The sequence below is a fragment of the Shewanella sp. KX20019 genome (assembly GCF_016757755.1).
Taxonomy (GTDB): domain Bacteria; phylum Pseudomonadota; class Gammaproteobacteria; order Enterobacterales; family Shewanellaceae; genus Shewanella.
Genome location: NZ_CP068437.1, coordinates 2,149,340 through 2,167,130, shown reverse-complemented (window position 1 = coordinate 2,167,130; position 17,791 = coordinate 2,149,340). Strand labels below are relative to the sequence as shown.

Sequence of the window (17,791 nt, the reverse complement as noted above, 5' to 3'; positions counted from 1 at the left end):
AAGATCAGGCAATTTCTGCGGACTCTATAGAGACAGGAGTAAAATGAATTGAGTCTTCATAGAACGCTTGCAACAATTCGGCACTTAACGCTGATGCCTTTGTATCTATGCATTTTTTCCCATCACGCAAGCCAATGACTCTATCAAAATGCTCCAATGCCATATCCATATCATGCAATACCATTATGACGGTTTGGTGCTGCTGTAATACTAAATTTATCAGCCGCTTACCCATAACTGGATCTAAAGCAGAAAAAGGCTCATCGCCAATAAACATTGGCATATCTTGATATATCGCACGACCAACGGCTGTTCGTTGACGCTGTCCACCTGATAACTGAGATACAGCCTGAGATATTGGGCAGTCGAGCTCTAGTGAGTTAGCAATTGCAGTCACTTCTAGAGCTGGCTTTTTACAGGGAAACGCTAGATTTAAAAGATTATATACCGCAGAGTTTCTGCCCAGAGCACCCATATAGATATTATGAAATACACTTAAGCTCTCGACTAAGCCCTGCTGTTGGGAGCAATAGGCAGCGCTCCCTTGCAGCTGATCATAGATATGACGGATCAGCGTAGATTTGCCAGAACCTGAACTGCCAATAACTGCTATTTTCTCGCCTGAAGCAATAGAAAAACTAATTGAATCCAGTGCTTTTTTATCACCAAAGCTTAAAGATAAGTCGCTGATATTTAGCATTGATTAATCGATCAACCCTATAGTTTTAGCCACATTCTCTATCGGTTGATAATCTTGATTACCAGCTGCCACAAATGATTTCCGTGGAAAGCTCTTAAGCAGTTCGGCATCATTCATACCCAACAACACTGCTTCCACTTGTGCCTTAAAACCTTCACCAAAAATCTCATCAACACCAGCTCTTACCGTCCATTGGTAATCAGGATATGTAGGGCTTGCCCAAATAACGCCAACTTTGTTCAAGTCAACTTTACCAGCCGCAACAGCCGACTCCCATACTTTATAATTCACTGCGCCAACTTGGTAAACGCCCGCTTGAACTTGCGCTATTGTTCGACTGTGATCGCCTGAGAATCCAATACGCTTAAATATATCTTCTGGCCGTTTACCTAAATTACGTTCGATAAAAAACTGTGGCATTAAGCGGCCAGATGTAGAGTCTTTTGAGCCAAACGTAAAGGTGTAACCGTTGAGGTTAGGGAAGTTATCACTGGCAATAATCTCAGTTGAATGGTGGGCAATAAAATAGCTTTTAAAGAATTGATCTTCATACCCTTGTGCTATTGCGTCAGAACCTGGCACTAAACGCCTTGCTTGTACACCCGAAAGGCCACCAAACCATGCAAGTTGCACTTGGTTATTTCTAAATGCTGTTACCGCTGCCGAATATGACTTAACCGGTACATATTTAACGTCGACACCTAGCCTTTCTTCCAAGTAAGCAGCGACTTTATCGAAACGCGTTCGAAGTTGGCTTTCATCCTCGTCTGGAATCGCGGTAAAAGTAAAAGTAGCCGCCAAAAGACTCGGTGTGAACAGCAGTACCAACATGCTAAGAAGTGGCTTGATTACAAACATAATGAACTTTATCCGACAAAAAATTTACCAGATTTTAACTAAATTCCGCCAACAAACCCAGAATAAACACTATAAAGCACTAGATAATTACCGATTAAGCGATACCACTGTTCAAACTGATGTTAAAACATCCAATTAAGCGCCTTGTTAACCCAGACCTATACGCAATTCAGCCAAGGTTAAGTAATCGAAGCGTAAACTCCTACGTAATTAGAAACACTTAGTTGGCAGTATGTATAAATCTGCGTAAACTAATCTTTATCGCATTCAAGGATATTTGACTATGAGAATATTGGTTGTTGAAGATGATCCTATTTTATCTCACCACCTTAAGGTGCAGCTAACTGAGCTAGGAAACCAGCTTCAGGTTGCATTAACAGCGAAAGAGGGATTTTACCAAGCGACGAATTATCCAATTGATGTCGCTATTGTCGATCTGGGCTTACCTGACCAAGATGGTATTAGCCTAATTCAAAGTATGCGCGATAATGGAGTTAAAGCTCCCATTTTAATTTTGACTGCCCGTGTTAACTGGCAAGATAAAGTGGAAGGTCTAAATGCCGGTGCAGATGACTACCTGGTTAAACCGTTCCAGAAAGAGGAGCTCGTGGCTCGACTTGATGCTTTGGTCAGGCGCAGTGCTGGTTTTGTAAAACCCAAGATCACCAGCGGCGCTCTTGAGATAGATTTGGCAGCCAAACAAGTCACTCTCAACGAAGTGCCAATGGAAGTCACCGCCTTTGAATACCTTATCCTTGAATACTTAATGCGACACTGCCATGAAGTTGTTGCTAAACAGCGCCTGCTCGATGTTATCTATGGTGACAAAGAAGGCGACCCAAATACTATTGAGGTCATGGTAAGTCGATTACGCAAAAAACTCACTAAAGATGGAATTGAAAACCCTATCGCGACGATTCGTGGTCAAGGGTATAAATTTAATCTGCCATGCAGTTGAGCTTTATACCCAAGAAACGTCTGCTGACGCGGATGTTTCTTACCTCCCTATCAATCATCGCCCTCGTGGGCTTTGGTTTGGCGTGGATGGTTAATATCCTTCACGCCCAAAATAGTTACAATGAAGAAACCTCTCAGCTCATTGCTGAAATCCCAAAAGTTGCCGCCGAGCTTAGAGAGCATGACCTGCTACCCGATACGAGTGATGAATGGCTTGCGGAAAATAACGCTTCACAACGTTATATTATTGCCAGTTGTGATAGTAGCTTTAACCAAGTTTGGACATCCTCTTTAGCTGTTGATCGCGGGTTATTCGATACTTGCGAGCGTTTTAACGAGATCCGCAATAGCACTCCCCCCTATTACCTCTCCTTAGCCGATACTCGCGGCTACTTTGTGTATTTACTCTCACTGGATATCGCTGGCAGTGAATACAATTTGCTGGTACTAAAAGATGCCGAGAAGTTAGAAGAGGAATACAGTAAGTTCAGTCGACGCACCTATATACGACTCGGATTTGTGCTGGCATTGGCATTAGTATTACTCATTAGTGCAGCATACTGGGGAATGCGGCCATTAGTGCAGTTACGAAATGAACTTCAATCGGTTAATAGTGGTAAATCTAAGACCCTTTCAGAAGGCTATCCTGTTGAGCTAGAAGGTGTAACACAAGCCCTCAACCAACTGTTAGTACAATCAAGTGCACAACAGCAGCGTTACCAAAATGCAATGAACGACTTAGCGCATAGTTTAAAAACACGCTTAGCTGCCGTACACGCAATTACTGATGATGCCAGATTAAATAAAGAAGAAACCAGCGAAAAAATAATGGAGCAAGTAAGCCAGATGGATCAATTGGTCAAATACCAATTAAAGCGGGCAATGTTAGGCCGTAAAGGCTTGAAACAGGAACAAACTCAAATACTGCCACTCGTTGACCAGCTAGCTCAAATGTTATTTAAGGTATACCGCGACAAACAAGTACAGTTTGAAGCTGTTATCGAGCAAGAACATGTTTTCCCCGGTGACAAAGGCGACTTAATGGAGCTGTGTGGCAACTTAATGGAAAATGCATTTAAGCTATGTATTACCACTGTAAGGGTCTCGTCCTATTACAATGATGCGGGTGAGTTTGAGCTTTTGGTAGAAGATGACGGCCCAGGCGTAGAGGAGAGTATTAGACAAAATATTATTCAACGTGGTGTTCGCGCTGATACCCAAAAAGCCGGCCAAGGTATTGGGCTGGCCGTATGTAATGAGATCGTCATTAGCTATGGCGGACGTCTCAGCATTGAGACATCCGCATTAGAAGGCGCATGTTTTAGAATATCGATCCCTATCTAACGTGCGTACAACTGCTCCGCTCTATTAAACATTATCCAAGAGGTCGCGATATATTTGTCGCTACTCTTGGGCGTGTTGCCTCTATGGGAATGAGTAAAACCTGCTGGTGCAATCACCATGGTGCCTTTTCTAGGTTTAACGACCTTGTCTTGATAATAAAACTCAGTCTCCCCGCCGTCCTCGACATCATTCAAGTAAAACATATACAACATCACTCGGTGTAAGGCTTCATTATGATTGAGCTGTGGAAATTGTTCCGAGTGCCAATGGGGGTAACCGCCTCTATTCTTGTCGTATTTTTGTATATTAATGGTGCCACTACGATATAGATATTTAACTAAGGCTTCCGCTCTTGGCTCCCCTAATGCGGCATAGTTGTCAGGGGTTAACGTTACGGTTTCACCTTCGTTATTTGACACCCCAACCGATACAGCTCCCATTAGCGCCATAGAGTACTTATTAAAGTACTCTGCAGTACGGGATAAGGTATATTGCAGTAAAGTATTTTTAAGTGATGCTAAATCATCATAAGAATCCAACATCAAATCACGGCTCAGTTTTTTTTCAGTGTCTACGCCGCCACCAGTGCTCCCCGCTAACACGCCAGGGTGTTGCTCAAAGGCATGTACGAGCTGATCACAAAGATCGTCGGGAAGTGCATTCGGGTATATTTCAATAAAATCCATTAGATACTCTCAACCTGCTTGCCTTCGCATAATTGTAAACATATGCGTTAAGCAATTGTAAATAATATAAGTTCCGTTAAAATAGCAAATTAAGGAAGACTCACACAAATACATATGCCAAATAGTTGTAAAGTAGCAGTAAAGCAACTGCAGGTAGGTAATTTCATTCGACTACCTATTTCATGGAAAGATCACCCTTTTCTCTTCAGTAGTTTTAAAATAAGACAACAAGCCCAGATTGAGTTAATCAAGAACCTGGGGATTGAGCATGTCTTTGTCATACTGGATCGTAGTGATACTGCCGTGCTGACACTTGAAGATGCCAGAACGAAAGATCAGCCAATTGTTGATAGCAATTTAGATCAATTATCTGAGGATCTTAGTCAGCAAAAAGCAGAAAGCATAGAAGCCCATAAAAGCCTCAGGCGCCAGCTGCAGAAGACAGAACAACACTTCGATCGTTCTATAGCGATGATCCGCAGTCTGATGGGAAAATTGCGAAATCGCCCTTTAAATGCTGTGAATGATGCAAAAGAGCTTATCCATAATATCTGCGAGCAGTTATTAACCTCAGATAAGTTAGTTTTGCACTTGATGACCGATGCTAAAAATGATGACGGGATCTATTTCCACTCTCTCAATGTCTCCATTTTATCTATGCTAATAGCAAAAGAGCTAAACTGGAGCCGCAATGAAATAGAATTAGTCGGCATTGGTGCACTGTTTCATGACACAGGTAAGCTTAAAGTGCCCTCGCAGATATTGAGAAAGACGTCACCACTATCGTCTGCTGAACAAAACTTTGTCAATCAACACCCAATGATGGGCGTTGATTTACTCAAGCTTGCTGATAATTTCCCTTCTGAAGCACTGCCAATTATCTTGAAACATCATGAGTACCTCGATGGAACAGGCACTCCAAAAGGCTTGAAAGAACCGCAAATTGATAAATTAAGCCAGTTGGTTGCAGCGGTAAATACCTATGATAACCTCTGCCATTCAGACAGAAGTAGAAAAGCCCGCACCCCCTTCTCAGCGTTAGGTTACCTTTATAAGCATTATAAAACGCAGTTAAACCCGCAAATTGTCGGCAGAATGGTAAAGATGTTAGGGATCTATCCACCCGGTAGCATTGTAGAATTATCCTCTGGCCAATACGGTATGGTGATGTCTGTAAACATGAGTCAGCTCCTGCTACCTAGGATCCTTGTTTACGATGCATTAGTTCCAAAAGAACAAGCCCCTATCGTTGAGCTGGCACAAGAGGAGATTACTATTGTTAGGTGTTTACCCCCCGCCGCCCTGCCAGAAAAGGTCTTTAAATATCTCAACCCGAGAGAAAGAGTTAGCTATTACTTTGGTACCGATAGCTAAAAAAACATGATATAGCGGTCTACGTCTTGCTCTATTTCGTTCCTGTTACTAGATTTAATCTATCAGAAAACGTTTTAGAGTGAGTTTTTATGACTAAGCTTCCCGGTTTTGACAGGTTACTTTGGCTAGCAAAAAACGAACCCACCAAATTAAATGCTTTGCAAAAAAAGTTAAACAAAGAAGTTATTGATGAGAGTTCTGCTGCAAGTAAGCCAAAGTTGATCTCATTGCTGAGCCACCTCGAAAAGAAATTGTCTCTATGCAAAACACCCTACCAACGCTACCAAATAGTAAGCAGCATGATGTACCAAAAACTTTCAAGCCTTAACAATGTTCTTAATCATCCCAATGAATTTTATCAAAATAAGGCTAAGGTACTTTATTTTGCAAACAACACCCCACAAACAGGCACAAAAAAAACTCGCTAAATGCGAACGCTATAGCGGAGCCTAGTGGAAAATTCAATAACGTAAAATACTGAAACGACTGTTTCAAAGTCGTTTCAGTATTTTAATTATATCTTACCGTTTTATAGCCAGCCTTTACGCTTGAAAAAGAAGTAGGTCCCTGCTGCGCTGCCGAACATCATCAAAATAGCCATAGGATAACCCAACTGCCAATCCAATTCAGGCATGTTGGCAAAGTTCATACCATAGCTACTGGCAATCACCGTTGGCGGTAAAAATACCACTGCCGCAACCGAAAATATTTTAATAATCTTGTTTTGTTGCAGTCCACTAAAGCCCATTGCTGCATCAAGTAAGAAATTCAATTTATCAAAGATGAACTGACTATGTGGCATCAGCGATTCAATATCCAATAGCATCTCTCTAAGATCTTTTATCTCACCGTCTGAGAGTTGACCACGATAGTACTTTTGCATGTAACGTAATGAACGCTGTGTATCAAGTAAACTTAATCGAATCTTACCATTTGAGTCTTCTTGTCGAGTTATAAGCTTAAAGACATCATCGAGCTCTTCATTCTTAAAAACTTCCTCACTCACGCTATCAAGCACGCTGTAAACGTCTTCAATTAAATCTGATAGGTAATCTACTTTTAGATTGAAGAGTTCAAGTAGTAATGCTTGTGGTGACGTAGCTTCAATTCTACCAAGACGTAGGTAGTTTCTAAGTAGTCTTATTAAGCCGACGTCTTCTTCTCTAATCGTCAAAAGAAAGTTTTGGCGGATATTGAAAGAAACGTTTACACCCTTAACGTCTTGTCCTGCTCTTTGCGGAAACAAAGAGTTAATATGCAAGCCGTCTTTATTCTGATAAAAACGTGCTGAAGCTTCGATCTCATTGATATCTTCCTCTTCAGGAACATCTTCAACAGAAAACTGGCTTAGCCACTCACGTTCCTGATCATCAGGCTTATAAAGATCTAACCAAGTCGTGCCGGGAGGGATAGTATCCTTGATGCTCAATTCGCTAATCGTTAGGTTACGATTCTCGTAGGCATAGGCTGTTATCATAGCTCCTCCTTCTTACAATTAATCAACTAATAGGGGTAAAAAAACGAGGCTATTCTAACCCAAAAATAGAGCTCGCAAAGCGCTAACTAAACGAAAAGCCACAAATATTACTCTTGAACTGCATTTGCGATGGTTATTCGCTCTTGATTGGACAACCTGACTCTTATTCCATCTATAGTTATTATTTCGTTGTTAGCAATATGCTTCTTTCTTACTTGATAAACAACGGAGTCATTACTCGTTGGCGACACAATCGTTACACTAACGACCTTATTACCATCCTGCCAATCCCAATACCAATAGCCGGCACTTGCCAATATTGAAATACTTAAAGTGATATAAAGAGAGAAGCGAATAATCATCCCCTTACCCATATCTTGAGTCTTCTCTTTGGTTCGGCTTACTTTAGATTGACGAATATAAAAAATGGCACCCGCTATGACTAACAAAGTCACAAGAATTTTCGTTAACACCCGCTCTCTCCACAACCGTAATGAAATCACATTATAACTAACATCATAAAGCTAAACTGTTAATAATATCCAAGCATTCGCATTGAACCGCTCAGTTACTTCAGATGAACCTGCAAAAAAATAATCGTTCTGCTATAAAGTAGGTATCAATTTAAATAGAGGTTTTCTATGAAAATATACCAGTGTATCTTGGCCACTGCATTACTTTGCGTTCACTCTATCGCAATTGCCAATGTAGAACTCACACTTCCATCCAACTCTGAACTTCTCCTTATCAATGGTAAAGAGGCTGACGGCAATAAGGAGCCTTCACTTAAGAATGGTGAGAATCAAATAGCCCTGAGGTATATAGGCCGTTACCAACAACAAGGGTCACAAACCCAATTTAGCTCTGACGTAATTATTGTGACGTTTACAGCCAAAGACAAGCAATTGACTATCGGTTTTCCAAGAATACGTTCAACTAGAGACGCTGATGCTTTCAACAGTAACCCTCAGATCACCGTCAAAGATTCATCAGGCACAAGTGTGGATTTCCAACAGGGATTATTGATTAAAGAGGGTCTGCAGCTAGGTCGTGATTACGAAGAGGAGATCAGTATTTATAATAGTAGCAATAAGGTTGCTGCAATCGTCGCATTAGCTGCGCCAGTCATTTTGGCTAGCCCGCCTATTAATACTCAAGCAGTTACGGCACTCCCGACGAAGGATTCCAAAGCTATATCAGACCAGGTTAATGTGGGTAAAATGCTCGATTTTTGGTATGAGCAAGCCGATGAAGAAACCAAACAAGCATTTAAATTAAAGATTAATGCTAAATAACTAACCTAGATGCTCCATGACGCTACTGAGTTTGAGTGTCATGGAATATCTCGATCATGCCATCTGTAAATTACCTTACTATTTTTACTATCAATGGGTTGACCTACGCTGCTAACCGCTTACGGTATTGCTTTGCAATAATAGACAGCAAACTTAAGGATACAACCAAAAAAGTCCACAGCAGTAACTACGGGAACCCCATTCTTTTACAAAACTAATATAGGATAGCGAAAGACCTGATCTTTATCCTCTTCGAAGGGGCACAAGGGCTTATTGGTGACACTACTGTCAGTACAGATGGTATGATCAGTAAAGGAATACACATAACGACTCAAAACCACAAATCGCAGACGTAAAAAAGCCCGTTGCGTTAGCAACGGGCTTAATACTCTCTTTCGAGAAATTAGGCACCTGGAAATGACCTATTCTCGTCGTTCGCGAAGCGAACACATGGGGGCGGCGGGGTGACATCGGGGTAGGTATTTATGCCTACTTAAGTGAATAAGCCACCTTTAAAGATAGGTAATCGATACTCAAAAGCATTTTTCTAATTTACAAACGCCCAAACGCAAAAAAGCCACCTTAATAAGGTGGCTTTTTCACTTAATTTAAAGCCTGGAAATGACCTACTCTCACATGGGGAAACCCCACACTACCATCGGCGATACTGTGTTTCACTTCTGAGTTCGGAATGGGATCAGGTGGGGCCACAGCTCTATGGTCTCCAGACAAATTCTTACTGGTTAATTGCCCGTCTGACGGTATTGTTTCCTCACTGCACTGCTCATGTACTAAAGTACATTCCGCGGCTCGTTCGTCACGGCTTTGTCAGCCAAACAATTACCTGCGTAATTAGCCAAATAACTAAATTTGAAAAGCTGCTCTTTAATTAAAAAGAGTTAAATCATTGAGTTTTACTTACATTAAGTGCTTATTCTAACTTTGATGATGTAAAAACATCAGTCTCATACAAAACCCATCAGGGTTGTATGGTTAAGCCTCACGAGTCATTAGTACAGGTTAGCTCAACGCCTCACAACGCTTACACACCCTGCCTATCAACGTCCTAGTCTCGAACGGCTCTTTAGAGGAATTAAATTCCTAGGGATGACTCATCTTAGGACTCGCTTCCCGCTTAGATGCTTTCAGCGGTTATCGATTCCGAACGTAGCTACCGGGCAATGCTATTGGCATAACAACCCGAACACCAGCGGTTCGTCCACTCCGGTCCTCTCGTACTAGGAGCAGCTTCCTTCAATCATCCAACGCCCACGGCAGATAGGGACCGAACTGTCTCACGACGTTCTGAACCCAGCTCGCGTACCACTTTAAATGGCGAACAGCCATACCCTTGGGACCGACTTCAGCCCCAGGATGTGATGAGCCGACATCGAGGTGCCAAACACCGCCGTCGATATGAACTCTTGGGCGGTATCAGCCTGTTATCCCCGGCGTACCTTTTATCCGTTGAGCGATGGCCCTTCCATACAGAACCACCGGATCACTATGACCTACTTTCGTACCTGCTCGACGTGTATGTCTCGCAGTTAAGCTGGCTTATGCCATTGCACTAACCGTACGATGTCCGACCGTACTTAGCCAACCTTCGTGCTCCTCCGTTACTCTTTGGGAGGAGACCGCCCCAGTCAAACTACCCACCAGGCACTGTCCCGAACCCCGATTCAGGGGCCGCGGTTAGAACATCAAAACTACAAGGGTGGTATTTCAAGGTTGACTCCACTTCATCTAGCGACAAAGCTTCAAAGTCTCCCACCTATCCTACACATGTAGGTTCAATGTTCAGTGCCAAGCTATAGTAAAGGTGCACGGGGTCTTTCCGTCTAGCCGCGGGTATACGGCATCTTCACCGCAATTTCAACTTCACTGAGTCTCGGCTGGAGACAGCGTGGCCATCATTACGCCATTCGTGCAGGTCGGAACTTACCCGACAAGGAATTTCGCTACCTTAGGACCGTTATAGTTACGGCCGCCGTTTACCGGGGCTTCGATCATGAGCTTCTCCGAAGATAACCCAATCAATTAACCTTCCGGCACCGGGCAGGCGTCATACCGTATACTTCCTCTTGCGAGTTTGCACAGTACTGTGTTTTTGATAAACAGTTGCAGCCACCTGGTATCTGCGACTGCCAACAGCTTAGGGAGCAAGTCCCATCACCGTCGGCAGCGTACCTTCTCCCGAAGTTACGGTACCATTTTGCCTAGTTCCTTCAGCCGAGTTCTCTCAAGCGCCTTGGTATTCTCTACCCAACCACCTGTGTCGGTTTGGGGTACGATTCCTACTAACCTGAAGCTTAGAAGATTTTCCTGGAAGCATGGCATCAACTACTTCAGTCCCTTAGGACCTCGTCATCAACTCTCAGCATTGCAATTTAATGCGTATTCCCGGATTTGCCTAAGAATACTGCCTACAGCCTTAAACGCGGACAACCAACGCCGCGCTAGCCTAGCCTTCTCCGTCTCTCCATCGCAGTTAGCAGAAGTACAGGAATATTAACCTGTTTCCCATCGACTACGCCTTTCGGCCTCGCCTTAGGGGTCGACTCACCCTGCCCTGATTAACATTGGACAGGAACCCTTGGTCTTTCGGCGAGGGAGTTTTTCACTCCCTTTATCGTTACTCATGTCAGCATTCGCACTTCTGATACGTCCAGTGTGGGTTACCCCTTCACCTTCAACCGCTTACAGAACGCTCCTCTACCGCTTGCTAGTAAACTAGCAAACCCATAGCTTCGGTGTATTGCTTAGCCCCGTTAAATCTTCCGCGCAGGCCGACTCGACTAGTGAGCTATTACGCTTTCTTTAAATGATGGCTGCTTCTAAGCCAACATCCTAGCTGTCTAAGCCTTCCCACATCGTTTCCCACTTAGCAATAACTTTGGGACCTTAGCTGATGGTCTGGGTTGTTTCCCTTTTCACGACGGACGTTAGCACCCGCCGTGTGTCTCCCGTATAGTACTCATTGGTATTCGGAGTTTGCAAAGGGTTGGTAAGTCGGGATGACCCCCTAGCCTTAACAGTGCTCTACCCCCAATGGTATTCGTACGAGGCGCTACCTAAATAGCTTTCGAGGAGAACCAGATATCTCCCGGTTTGATTGGCCTTTCACCCCCAGCCACAAGTCATCCGCTCATTTTTCAACATAAGTCGGTTCGGTCCTCCAGTTGATGTTACTCAACCTTCAACCTGCCCATGGCTAGATCACCGGGTTTCGGGTCTACACCTTGCAACTAAACGCGCAGTTAACACTCGGTTTCCCTACGGCTCCGCTATTCGCTTAACCTCGCTACAAAATGTAAGTCGCTGACCCATTATACAAAAGGTACGCAGTCACGGTCTCAAGAACCGCTCCCACTGCTTGTACGTATACGGTTTCAGGTTCTATTTCACTCCCCTCACAGGGGTTCTTTTCGCCTTTCCCTCACGGTACTGGTTCACTATCGGTCAGTCAGGAGTATTTAGCCTTGGAGGATGGTCCCCCCATGTTCAGACAAGATGTCACGTGTCCCGTCCTACTCGTTTTCACGTAAAGTTAGTTTTCATGTACGGGGCTATCACCCTGTGCCGCTGTGCTTTCCAACACATTCCACTAACACCCTCTACGCTTAAGGGCTAATCCCCGTTCGCTCGCCGCTACTAGGGGAATCTCGGTTGATTTCTTTTCCTCCGGGTACTTAGATGTTTCAGTTCCCCGGGTTTGCCTCACAACACTATGTATTCATGTTGTGATACTCACTTATGTGAGTGGGTTTCCCCATTCGGACATCGTTAGCTCAAATGCTTGTTACTAGCTCGCCAACGCTTTTCGCAAGTTACTACGTCCTTCATCGCCTCTGACTGCCAAGGCATCCACCATATACGCTTAGTCACTTAACCATACAACCCAAATAAGTCTCTATGAGAAATAATCGTTGTTTCAAGCGGGTAAGCTTAAAACAGTCGTATCGTAACTAATGGTTTCTACTTTCGCCAAAATTAGAATTTTTAACTCGTAACCGTTAAGTCACAAGCCAAGACACTTAATGTTTAAGTGTTTAGAACTCAATTTTTTAATTTCGCGCTAATCCTATAAATAACAATACGATAAATCGTAACTGCTATCCCTTTCAGATTAACACTATCAGCTTTCCAAATTTTTAAAGAACGGGCTTAAAAAAGCCAAAGATAAAGTTTTCGTTTATCTTTGGCATCTCTATCCAATGCATGCCTCACTTATCAGCTAGAAAAGTAAGTCTACTAAATCATCAAATGATAATTAGCAAAGTAAATGGTGGAGCTATGCGGGATCGAACCGCAGACCTCCTGCGTGCAAGGCAGGCGCTCTCCCAGCTGAGCTATAGCCCCATTTACATGCAGTCAAACAAATTAATCAATTGGTAACACCAAATCGAGATTAATCAAGGCAGGTTGATGCGACGTTTAGTGTTGTTCTAAACGAGTATTAACCTAACGATGAGTAAGCGAAGATTTGGTGGGTCAGAGTGGACTTGAACCACCGACCTCACCCTTATCAGGGGTGCGCTCTAACCAGCTGAGCTACAGACCCATTCTTTTTGGTCTTTTAATCCTTTCTCTGCGTTACTATCATCGTTTCTCAGTCATGTGCTAAAGCACACTCCCTGCGAGACTCTTCAAGTGCCTTGATTAAGAATCAAAATCCTCAAAAATAACCTTTCGATTATTTGCTCTTTCTTTATAACAAGCATATCTGTGTGAACACTCAAACGTATTTGCATACTTCAGATGTGAGTTAGTCGTATAGGTAAGGAGGTGATCCAGCCCCAGGTTCCCCTAGGGCTACCTTGTTACGACTTCACCCCAGTCATGAACCACACCGTGGTAAACGCCCTCCCGAAGGTTAAGCTATCTACTTCTGGTGCAGCCCACTCCCATGGTGTGACGGGCGGTGTGTACAAGGCCCGGGAACGTATTCACCGTAGCATTCTGATCTACGATTACTAGCGATTCCGACTTCACGGAGTCGAGTTGCAGACTCCGATCCGGACTACGACCGGCTTTGTGAGATTAGCTCCACCTCGCGGCTTTGCAACCCTCTGTACCGGCCATTGTAGCACGTGTGTAGCCCTACTCGTAAGGGCCATGATGACTTGACGTCGTCCCCACCTTCCTCCGGTTTATCACCGGCAGTCTCCCTAAAGTTCCCACCATTACGTGCTGGCAAATAAGGATAAGGGTTGCGCTCGTTGCGGGACTTAACCCAACATTTCACAACACGAGCTGACGACAGCCATGCAGCACCTGTCTCATAGTTCCCGAAGGCACACCAAAATCTCTTTCGGCTTCTATGGATGTCAAGAGTAGGTAAGGTTCTTCGCGTTGCATCGAATTAAACCACATGCTCCACCGCTTGTGCGGGCCCCCGTCAATTCATTTGAGTTTTAACCTTGCGGCCGTACTCCCCAGGCGGTCTACTTAATGCGTTAGCTTGAGAACCCAGTGTTCAAGACACCAAATTCCGAGTAGACATCGTTTACGGCGTGGACTACCAGGGTATCTAATCCTGTTTGCTCCCCACGCTTTCGTACATGAGCGTCAGTCTTTGTCCAGGGGGCCGCCTTCGCCACCGGTATTCCTTCAGATCTCTACGCATTTCACCGCTACACCTGAAATTCTACCCCCCTCTACAAGACTCTAGTTTGCCAGTTCGAAATGCAGTTCCCAGGTTGAGCCCGGGGCTTTCACATCTCGCTTAACAAACCGCCTGCGTACGCTTTACGCCCAGTAATTCCGATTAACGCTTGCACCCCTCGTATTACCGCGGCTGCTGGCACGAAGTTAGCCGGTGCTTCTTCTGCGAGTAACGTCACAGCTAGCAGTTATTAACTACTAACCTTTCCTCCTCGCTGAAAGTACTTTACAACCCGAAGGCCTTCTTCATACACGCGGCATGGCTGCATCAGGCTTTCGCCCATTGTGCAATATTCCCCACTGCTGCCTCCCGTAGGAGTCTGGACCGTGTCTCAGTTCCAGTGTGGCTGATCATCCTCTCAGACCAGCTAGGGATCGTCGCCTTGGTGAGCCATTACCTCACCAACTAGCTAATCCCGCCTAGGTTCATCCAATCGCGGAAGGCCCGAAGGTCCCCTCCTTTCCCCCGTAGGGCGTATGCGGTATTAGCAGTCGTTTCCAACTGTTATCCCCCTCGATTGGGCAGATACCTAGGTATTACTCACCCGTCCGCCGCTCGACACCTCAGGAGCAAGCTCCCTTGTGTTTCCGCTCGACTTGCATGTGTTAGGCCTGCCGCCAGCGTTCAATCTGAGCCATGATCAAACTCTTCAATTAAAGTTTTTTGCTTTACCCCGTTAAGAGCAAAGCGGCTCAATGAATTATACTGTTTTTCAAATACCCGAAGATATTCGAAGTTTACATATTGCTATGGTCACTCAGTGGTTCATTGAGTTAATATTTTTGATTGCCGACATTCCGAAGAACAGAAGGCAATTTCGAATAACTCAACACCTGTGAGTGCCCACACAGATTTGCTTGTCATATTGTTAAAGAGCGTGACATCAATCTTTCAGATGTCGCCGAAGACGCTAGGTCGTTGGCTTGAGGAGGCGTATTCTACACTCTCCAGTGTCGGCGTCAAGGGCTTATTTTAAGAAGTTTTTCAAGCGATGATTTCTTAATCACTCTCGTGAAATCAATCATTACCCGAAGCCCTTAAAGCGCTTGTCACCTGAATCAAATCTCCGAAGAAGTTTAACTCTCTAACACTGCTGCAAGTCCCGTACAACCTAAGCTGTTGGCCTGCTGTGCCGTGTCAGTGGATGCGCATTATAGGGAAATCCAGAGAGAGCACAAGAGGGTTTCTTAATAAAAATGGAATAACACGACCAAACGGATATTTCTCAAGCAATACGCACAAAAAAGGGGCTAAAAGCCCCTTTCCGCAGCCTAATTTTAACTTAACGCTCTTAAAGGACTGACGATTCAATACTAACTCGCATTCTCGAATTAATTATCCGCCAAATAAGCGGGTACATCTGCAATTGAATCCAACACCACTGTGGCTGCTGCTATAGCTTCATCAGTGACGGATTTCCCAGTGCGCACTAATATACGAGTCGGAACTCCTGCAGCTTTAGCTGCTAGCATGTCATCTCTTTTATCACCCACCATCACAGATTGGCCTAAATCAATCTTTAGGAACTGTGCTGCAGTGTTTAGCATTCCAGGTTTCGGTTTACGGCAGTCACAGTCAACTTTATACTCACCAAGCCCTTTTTCGAAATGATGGGGGCAATAGTAGATACCATCCAGTTCAACACCTTTGTCAACAAAGTTCCAATCCATCCACTCTGTTAATGTGTGAAACTGATCTTCAGTATATAAGCCACGCGCAATACCAGACTGATTAGTCACGACCGCAAGAAGAAAGCCTGCATCTTTTAGCGCTACACAGGCTTCAAACACGCCTTCAACATATTCAAAATCATCGACCTTATGTACATAGCCATGATCTATATTGATGACACCATCTCTGTCTAAAAATACTGCTCGTTTCAAAATGCCGTCTCTCTAATCATTAATGACGTTATTATTTCATTCATTAAACAAAAATGCACCGTGAACTTGCTATAAACTGTCTAATATCGTGTAATGAATATAATATACATACCTATACAAAGAAAAATACAATATGGACAATATCTATCGCCACAGACGAGCAGAGCTACTTAAACAGCTACCTGATGACAGTTTAGTGATCCTTGCTGGCTATCAGCAAAAAGTCCGTAGTAAAAATATCAAGTATCACTTCAGACAAGATAATGACTTCCTCTATTTAACAGGGTTCGATGAGCCAGACGCTATTGCTATATTGGTCAAACGCGAAGTAAGTGAGTATCTATTGTTCAGTCGCCCTAAAGATCCAGCTCAAGAAGTCAGCTTCGGATCCCGTGCAGGGGTTGAAGGCGCTGTAGAGCATTATGGTGCAGACAGAGCCTTTTCGAATACGCTGTTTGAACAAACCTTATTACCACTGCTGCAAAACATTAAAACACTCTACATAAGTGATGAGCTAGGCCGATTTTCATCATCATTAGTCAACTGGTCAAATCATCACAGATTCAATTCGTCATTTGACACTCCAAAATATTTCACCTCAATCAAACCGCTTGCCGAGCTGTTACATCCAAGACGAGTAGTTAAAAATCAAGCTGAAATAGCTAAAATCCGCAACGCAGTTACTGCATCGACCGCTGGACACCTTGCGGTGATGCAGGCCTGCCATCCTGGTATCAATGAGCGTCAGTTATCTTCACTGTTTGACTTCACTATCGCTAAATATGGCTGTAACGATGTCGCTTATCCAAATATTGTAGCCAGCGGCAATAATGCCTGTTGCCTACATTATGAAGAAAATAGCAGCCAACTGCAGGACGGCCAGATGCTACTTATCGATGCCGGCGGCGAATTGGAGCACTATGCTTCTGACATCACCCGTAGTTATCCAGTCAATGGCCGTTTTACCCCTGAGCAAAAAGCCATTTACCAACTGGTGTTAAGTGCATTAGATCAAGCCATAAATAAAGTACGGCCGGGCGCGATGTGGAATAGCCTCTATAATACCTGTATGCAGGTAATGGCAGAGGGTCTCAAACAACTTGGATTATTGTCCGGCTCGATTGAGCAAATCATGGCAACTGAAAGTTATAAACGCTTTACCGTGCACAAAACTGGTCACTGGCTTGGCATGGATGTACACGATGTTGGTCCCTACCATGACAACAATGGCAAATGGCGTACATTAGAGACAGGAATGGTGTTTACGATTGAGCCTGGGATCTACATTCCAGAAGATGCAACCGATGTACCTGAAGCATACCGAGGCATGGGGATCCGCATTGAAGACGATATTCTGGTAACCGCAAACGGTTTTGAGAACCTATCAGCCGATGTGCCTAGAACAGTTGAAGAGATAGAGCACTGTATGGCACATACATAATACTGAGTATGTAATTTAATGAATGCGGTTTGCTCATAGAACGACTTTAAAATTTATATTCTTTACTCATACCTCAAACAAGGAGCAAATTTTTGGTCTTTGTTTGAG

General features: G+C 43.9%; 12 protein-coding genes, 2 tRNA genes and 3 rRNA genes. 6 read left to right on the top strand and 11 right to left on the bottom strand.

The window, feature by feature from the left end; all coding sequences use genetic code 11:
• Positions 1–4: 4 nt before the first annotated feature.
• Entirely contained in the window at positions 5–700 is a 696-nt protein-coding gene (locus JK628_RS09545) for an ATP-binding cassette domain-containing protein (RefSeq protein ID WP_202289246.1), read from the bottom strand.
• A 3-nt stretch (positions 701–703) separates the two neighbouring features.
• The gene (locus JK628_RS09540) at positions 704–1,558 is read right to left on the bottom strand and encodes a putative selenate ABC transporter substrate-binding protein (protein WP_202289245.1); all 855 of its coding nucleotides are present in this window, start codon (positions 1,556–1,558) and stop codon (positions 704–706) included.
• A gap of 283 nt (positions 1,559–1,841) precedes the next feature.
• Between JK628_RS09540 and JK628_RS09535 the strand changes: the two genes are divergently transcribed.
• Positions 1,842–2,516: a response regulator gene (locus JK628_RS09535; protein WP_202289244.1), complete on the top strand. Its 675-nt coding sequence runs from the start codon at positions 1,842–1,844 to the stop codon at positions 2,514–2,516.
• Positions 2,507–3,859, top strand: a complete 1,353-nt coding sequence (locus tag JK628_RS09530) for an ATP-binding protein (protein WP_202289243.1) — start codon at positions 2,507–2,509, stop codon at positions 3,857–3,859. The genes JK628_RS09535 and JK628_RS09530 overlap by 10 nt, the downstream gene beginning before the upstream one ends.
• Here JK628_RS09530 and JK628_RS09525 read toward each other — a convergent pair.
• Positions 3,856–4,545 carry a 2OG-Fe(II) oxygenase gene (locus tag JK628_RS09525; protein WP_202289242.1) on the bottom strand — a complete coding sequence of 230 codons (690 nt, stop codon included), beginning with the start codon at positions 4,543–4,545 and terminating at the stop codon, positions 3,856–3,858. The two genes, JK628_RS09530 and JK628_RS09525, sit on opposite strands and share 4 nt — an antisense overlap.
• Positions 4,546–4,659: 114 nt before the next feature.
• On the opposite strand from JK628_RS09525, the gene JK628_RS09520 reads away from it, so the two are divergent.
• Positions 4,660–5,919: an HD-GYP domain-containing protein gene (locus JK628_RS09520; protein ID WP_202289241.1), complete on the top strand. Its 1,260-nt coding sequence runs from the start codon at positions 4,660–4,662 to the stop codon at positions 5,917–5,919.
• Between the two features lie 89 nt (positions 5,920–6,008).
• Complete coding sequence (locus tag JK628_RS09515) at positions 6,009–6,347, top strand: DUF3135 domain-containing protein (RefSeq protein WP_202289240.1); 339 nt, start codon at positions 6,009–6,011, stop codon at positions 6,345–6,347.
• 101 nt (positions 6,348–6,448) lie between these two features.
• Here the strand turns inward: JK628_RS09515 and corA are convergent, their stop codons facing one another.
• Both corA and JK628_RS09505 read right to left on the bottom strand, forming a co-directional pair.
• Positions 6,449–7,396: a magnesium/cobalt transporter CorA gene (gene corA, locus JK628_RS09510; protein WP_202289239.1), complete on the bottom strand. Its 948-nt coding sequence runs from the start codon at positions 7,394–7,396 to the stop codon at positions 6,449–6,451.
• Between the two features lie 107 nt (positions 7,397–7,503).
• Positions 7,504–7,869, bottom strand: coding sequence for a hypothetical protein (locus JK628_RS09505; RefSeq protein ID WP_202289238.1), 366 nt, complete (start codon positions 7,867–7,869; stop codon positions 7,504–7,506).
• Between the two features lie 168 nt (positions 7,870–8,037).
• Between JK628_RS09505 and JK628_RS09500 the strand changes: the two genes are divergently transcribed.
• Positions 8,038–8,691 (top strand): YccT family protein, encoded by a 654-nt coding sequence (locus JK628_RS09500; protein WP_202289237.1) that lies wholly within the window; start codon positions 8,038–8,040, stop codon positions 8,689–8,691.
• A gap of 613 nt (positions 8,692–9,304) precedes the next feature.
• Here JK628_RS09500 and rrf read toward each other — a convergent pair.
• From rrf to gmhB, 6 genes are all read right to left on the bottom strand, one after another.
• Positions 9,305–9,420, bottom strand: a 5S ribosomal RNA gene (gene rrf / locus JK628_RS09495).
• A gap of 260 nt (positions 9,421–9,680) precedes the next feature.
• A 23S ribosomal RNA gene (locus JK628_RS09490) occupies positions 9,681–12,585 on the bottom strand.
• Between the two features lie 392 nt (positions 12,586–12,977).
• Positions 12,978–13,053, bottom strand: a tRNA-Ala gene (locus tag JK628_RS09485).
• A gap of 125 nt (positions 13,054–13,178) precedes the next feature.
• Positions 13,179–13,255: transfer RNA gene (locus JK628_RS09480), tRNA-Ile, on the bottom strand.
• 217 nt (positions 13,256–13,472) lie between these two features.
• Positions 13,473–15,015: ribosomal RNA gene (locus JK628_RS09475) — 16S ribosomal RNA — on the bottom strand.
• Together the 16S, 23S and 5S rRNA genes with 2 tRNA genes alongside form the textbook arrangement of a ribosomal RNA operon.
• A 675-nt stretch (positions 15,016–15,690) precedes the next feature.
• Complete coding sequence (gene gmhB / locus JK628_RS09470) at positions 15,691–16,242, bottom strand: D-glycero-beta-D-manno-heptose 1,7-bisphosphate 7-phosphatase (RefSeq protein ID WP_202289236.1); 552 nt, start codon at positions 16,240–16,242, stop codon at positions 15,691–15,693.
• Positions 16,243–16,375: 133 nt separating this feature from the next.
• Here gmhB and JK628_RS09465 point away from each other — a divergent pair, with 133 nt between their 5' ends.
• Positions 16,376–17,683 (top strand): aminopeptidase P N-terminal domain-containing protein, encoded by a 1,308-nt coding sequence (locus JK628_RS09465; RefSeq protein WP_202289235.1) that lies wholly within the window; start codon positions 16,376–16,378, stop codon positions 17,681–17,683.
• The last annotated feature ends 108 nt before the right edge of the window (positions 17,684–17,791 follow it).

Excerpts from the sequence above, each read along its gene's own strand:
- JK628_RS09535 (WP_202289244.1), top strand. The coding sequence starts at position 1,842 with ATGAGAATATTGGTTGTTGAAGATGATCCTATTTTATCTCACCACCTT.
- JK628_RS09515 (WP_202289240.1), top strand. The coding sequence starts at position 6,009 with ATGACTAAGCTTCCCGGTTTTGACAGGTTACTTTGGCTAGCAAAAAAC.
- JK628_RS09540 (WP_202289245.1), bottom strand. The coding sequence starts at position 1,558 with ATGTTTGTAATCAAGCCACTTCTTAGCATGTTGGTACTGCTGTTCACA.
- JK628_RS09520 (WP_202289241.1), top strand. The coding sequence starts at position 4,660 with ATGCCAAATAGTTGTAAAGTAGCAGTAAAGCAACTGCAGGTAGGTAAT.
- JK628_RS09465 (WP_202289235.1), top strand. The coding sequence starts at position 16,376 with ATGGACAATATCTATCGCCACAGACGAGCAGAGCTACTTAAACAGCTA.
- JK628_RS09530 (WP_202289243.1), top strand. The coding sequence starts at position 2,507 with ATGCAGTTGAGCTTTATACCCAAGAAACGTCTGCTGACGCGGATGTTT.
- JK628_RS09500 (WP_202289237.1), top strand. The coding sequence starts at position 8,038 with ATGAAAATATACCAGTGTATCTTGGCCACTGCATTACTTTGCGTTCAC.
- JK628_RS09545 (WP_202289246.1), bottom strand. The coding sequence starts at position 700 with ATGCTAAATATCAGCGACTTATCTTTAAGCTTTGGTGATAAAAAAGCA.
- JK628_RS09525 (WP_202289242.1), bottom strand. The coding sequence starts at position 4,545 with ATGGATTTTATTGAAATATACCCGAATGCACTTCCCGACGATCTTTGT.
- corA (WP_202289239.1), bottom strand. The coding sequence starts at position 7,396 with ATGATAACAGCCTATGCCTACGAGAATCGTAACCTAACGATTAGCGAA.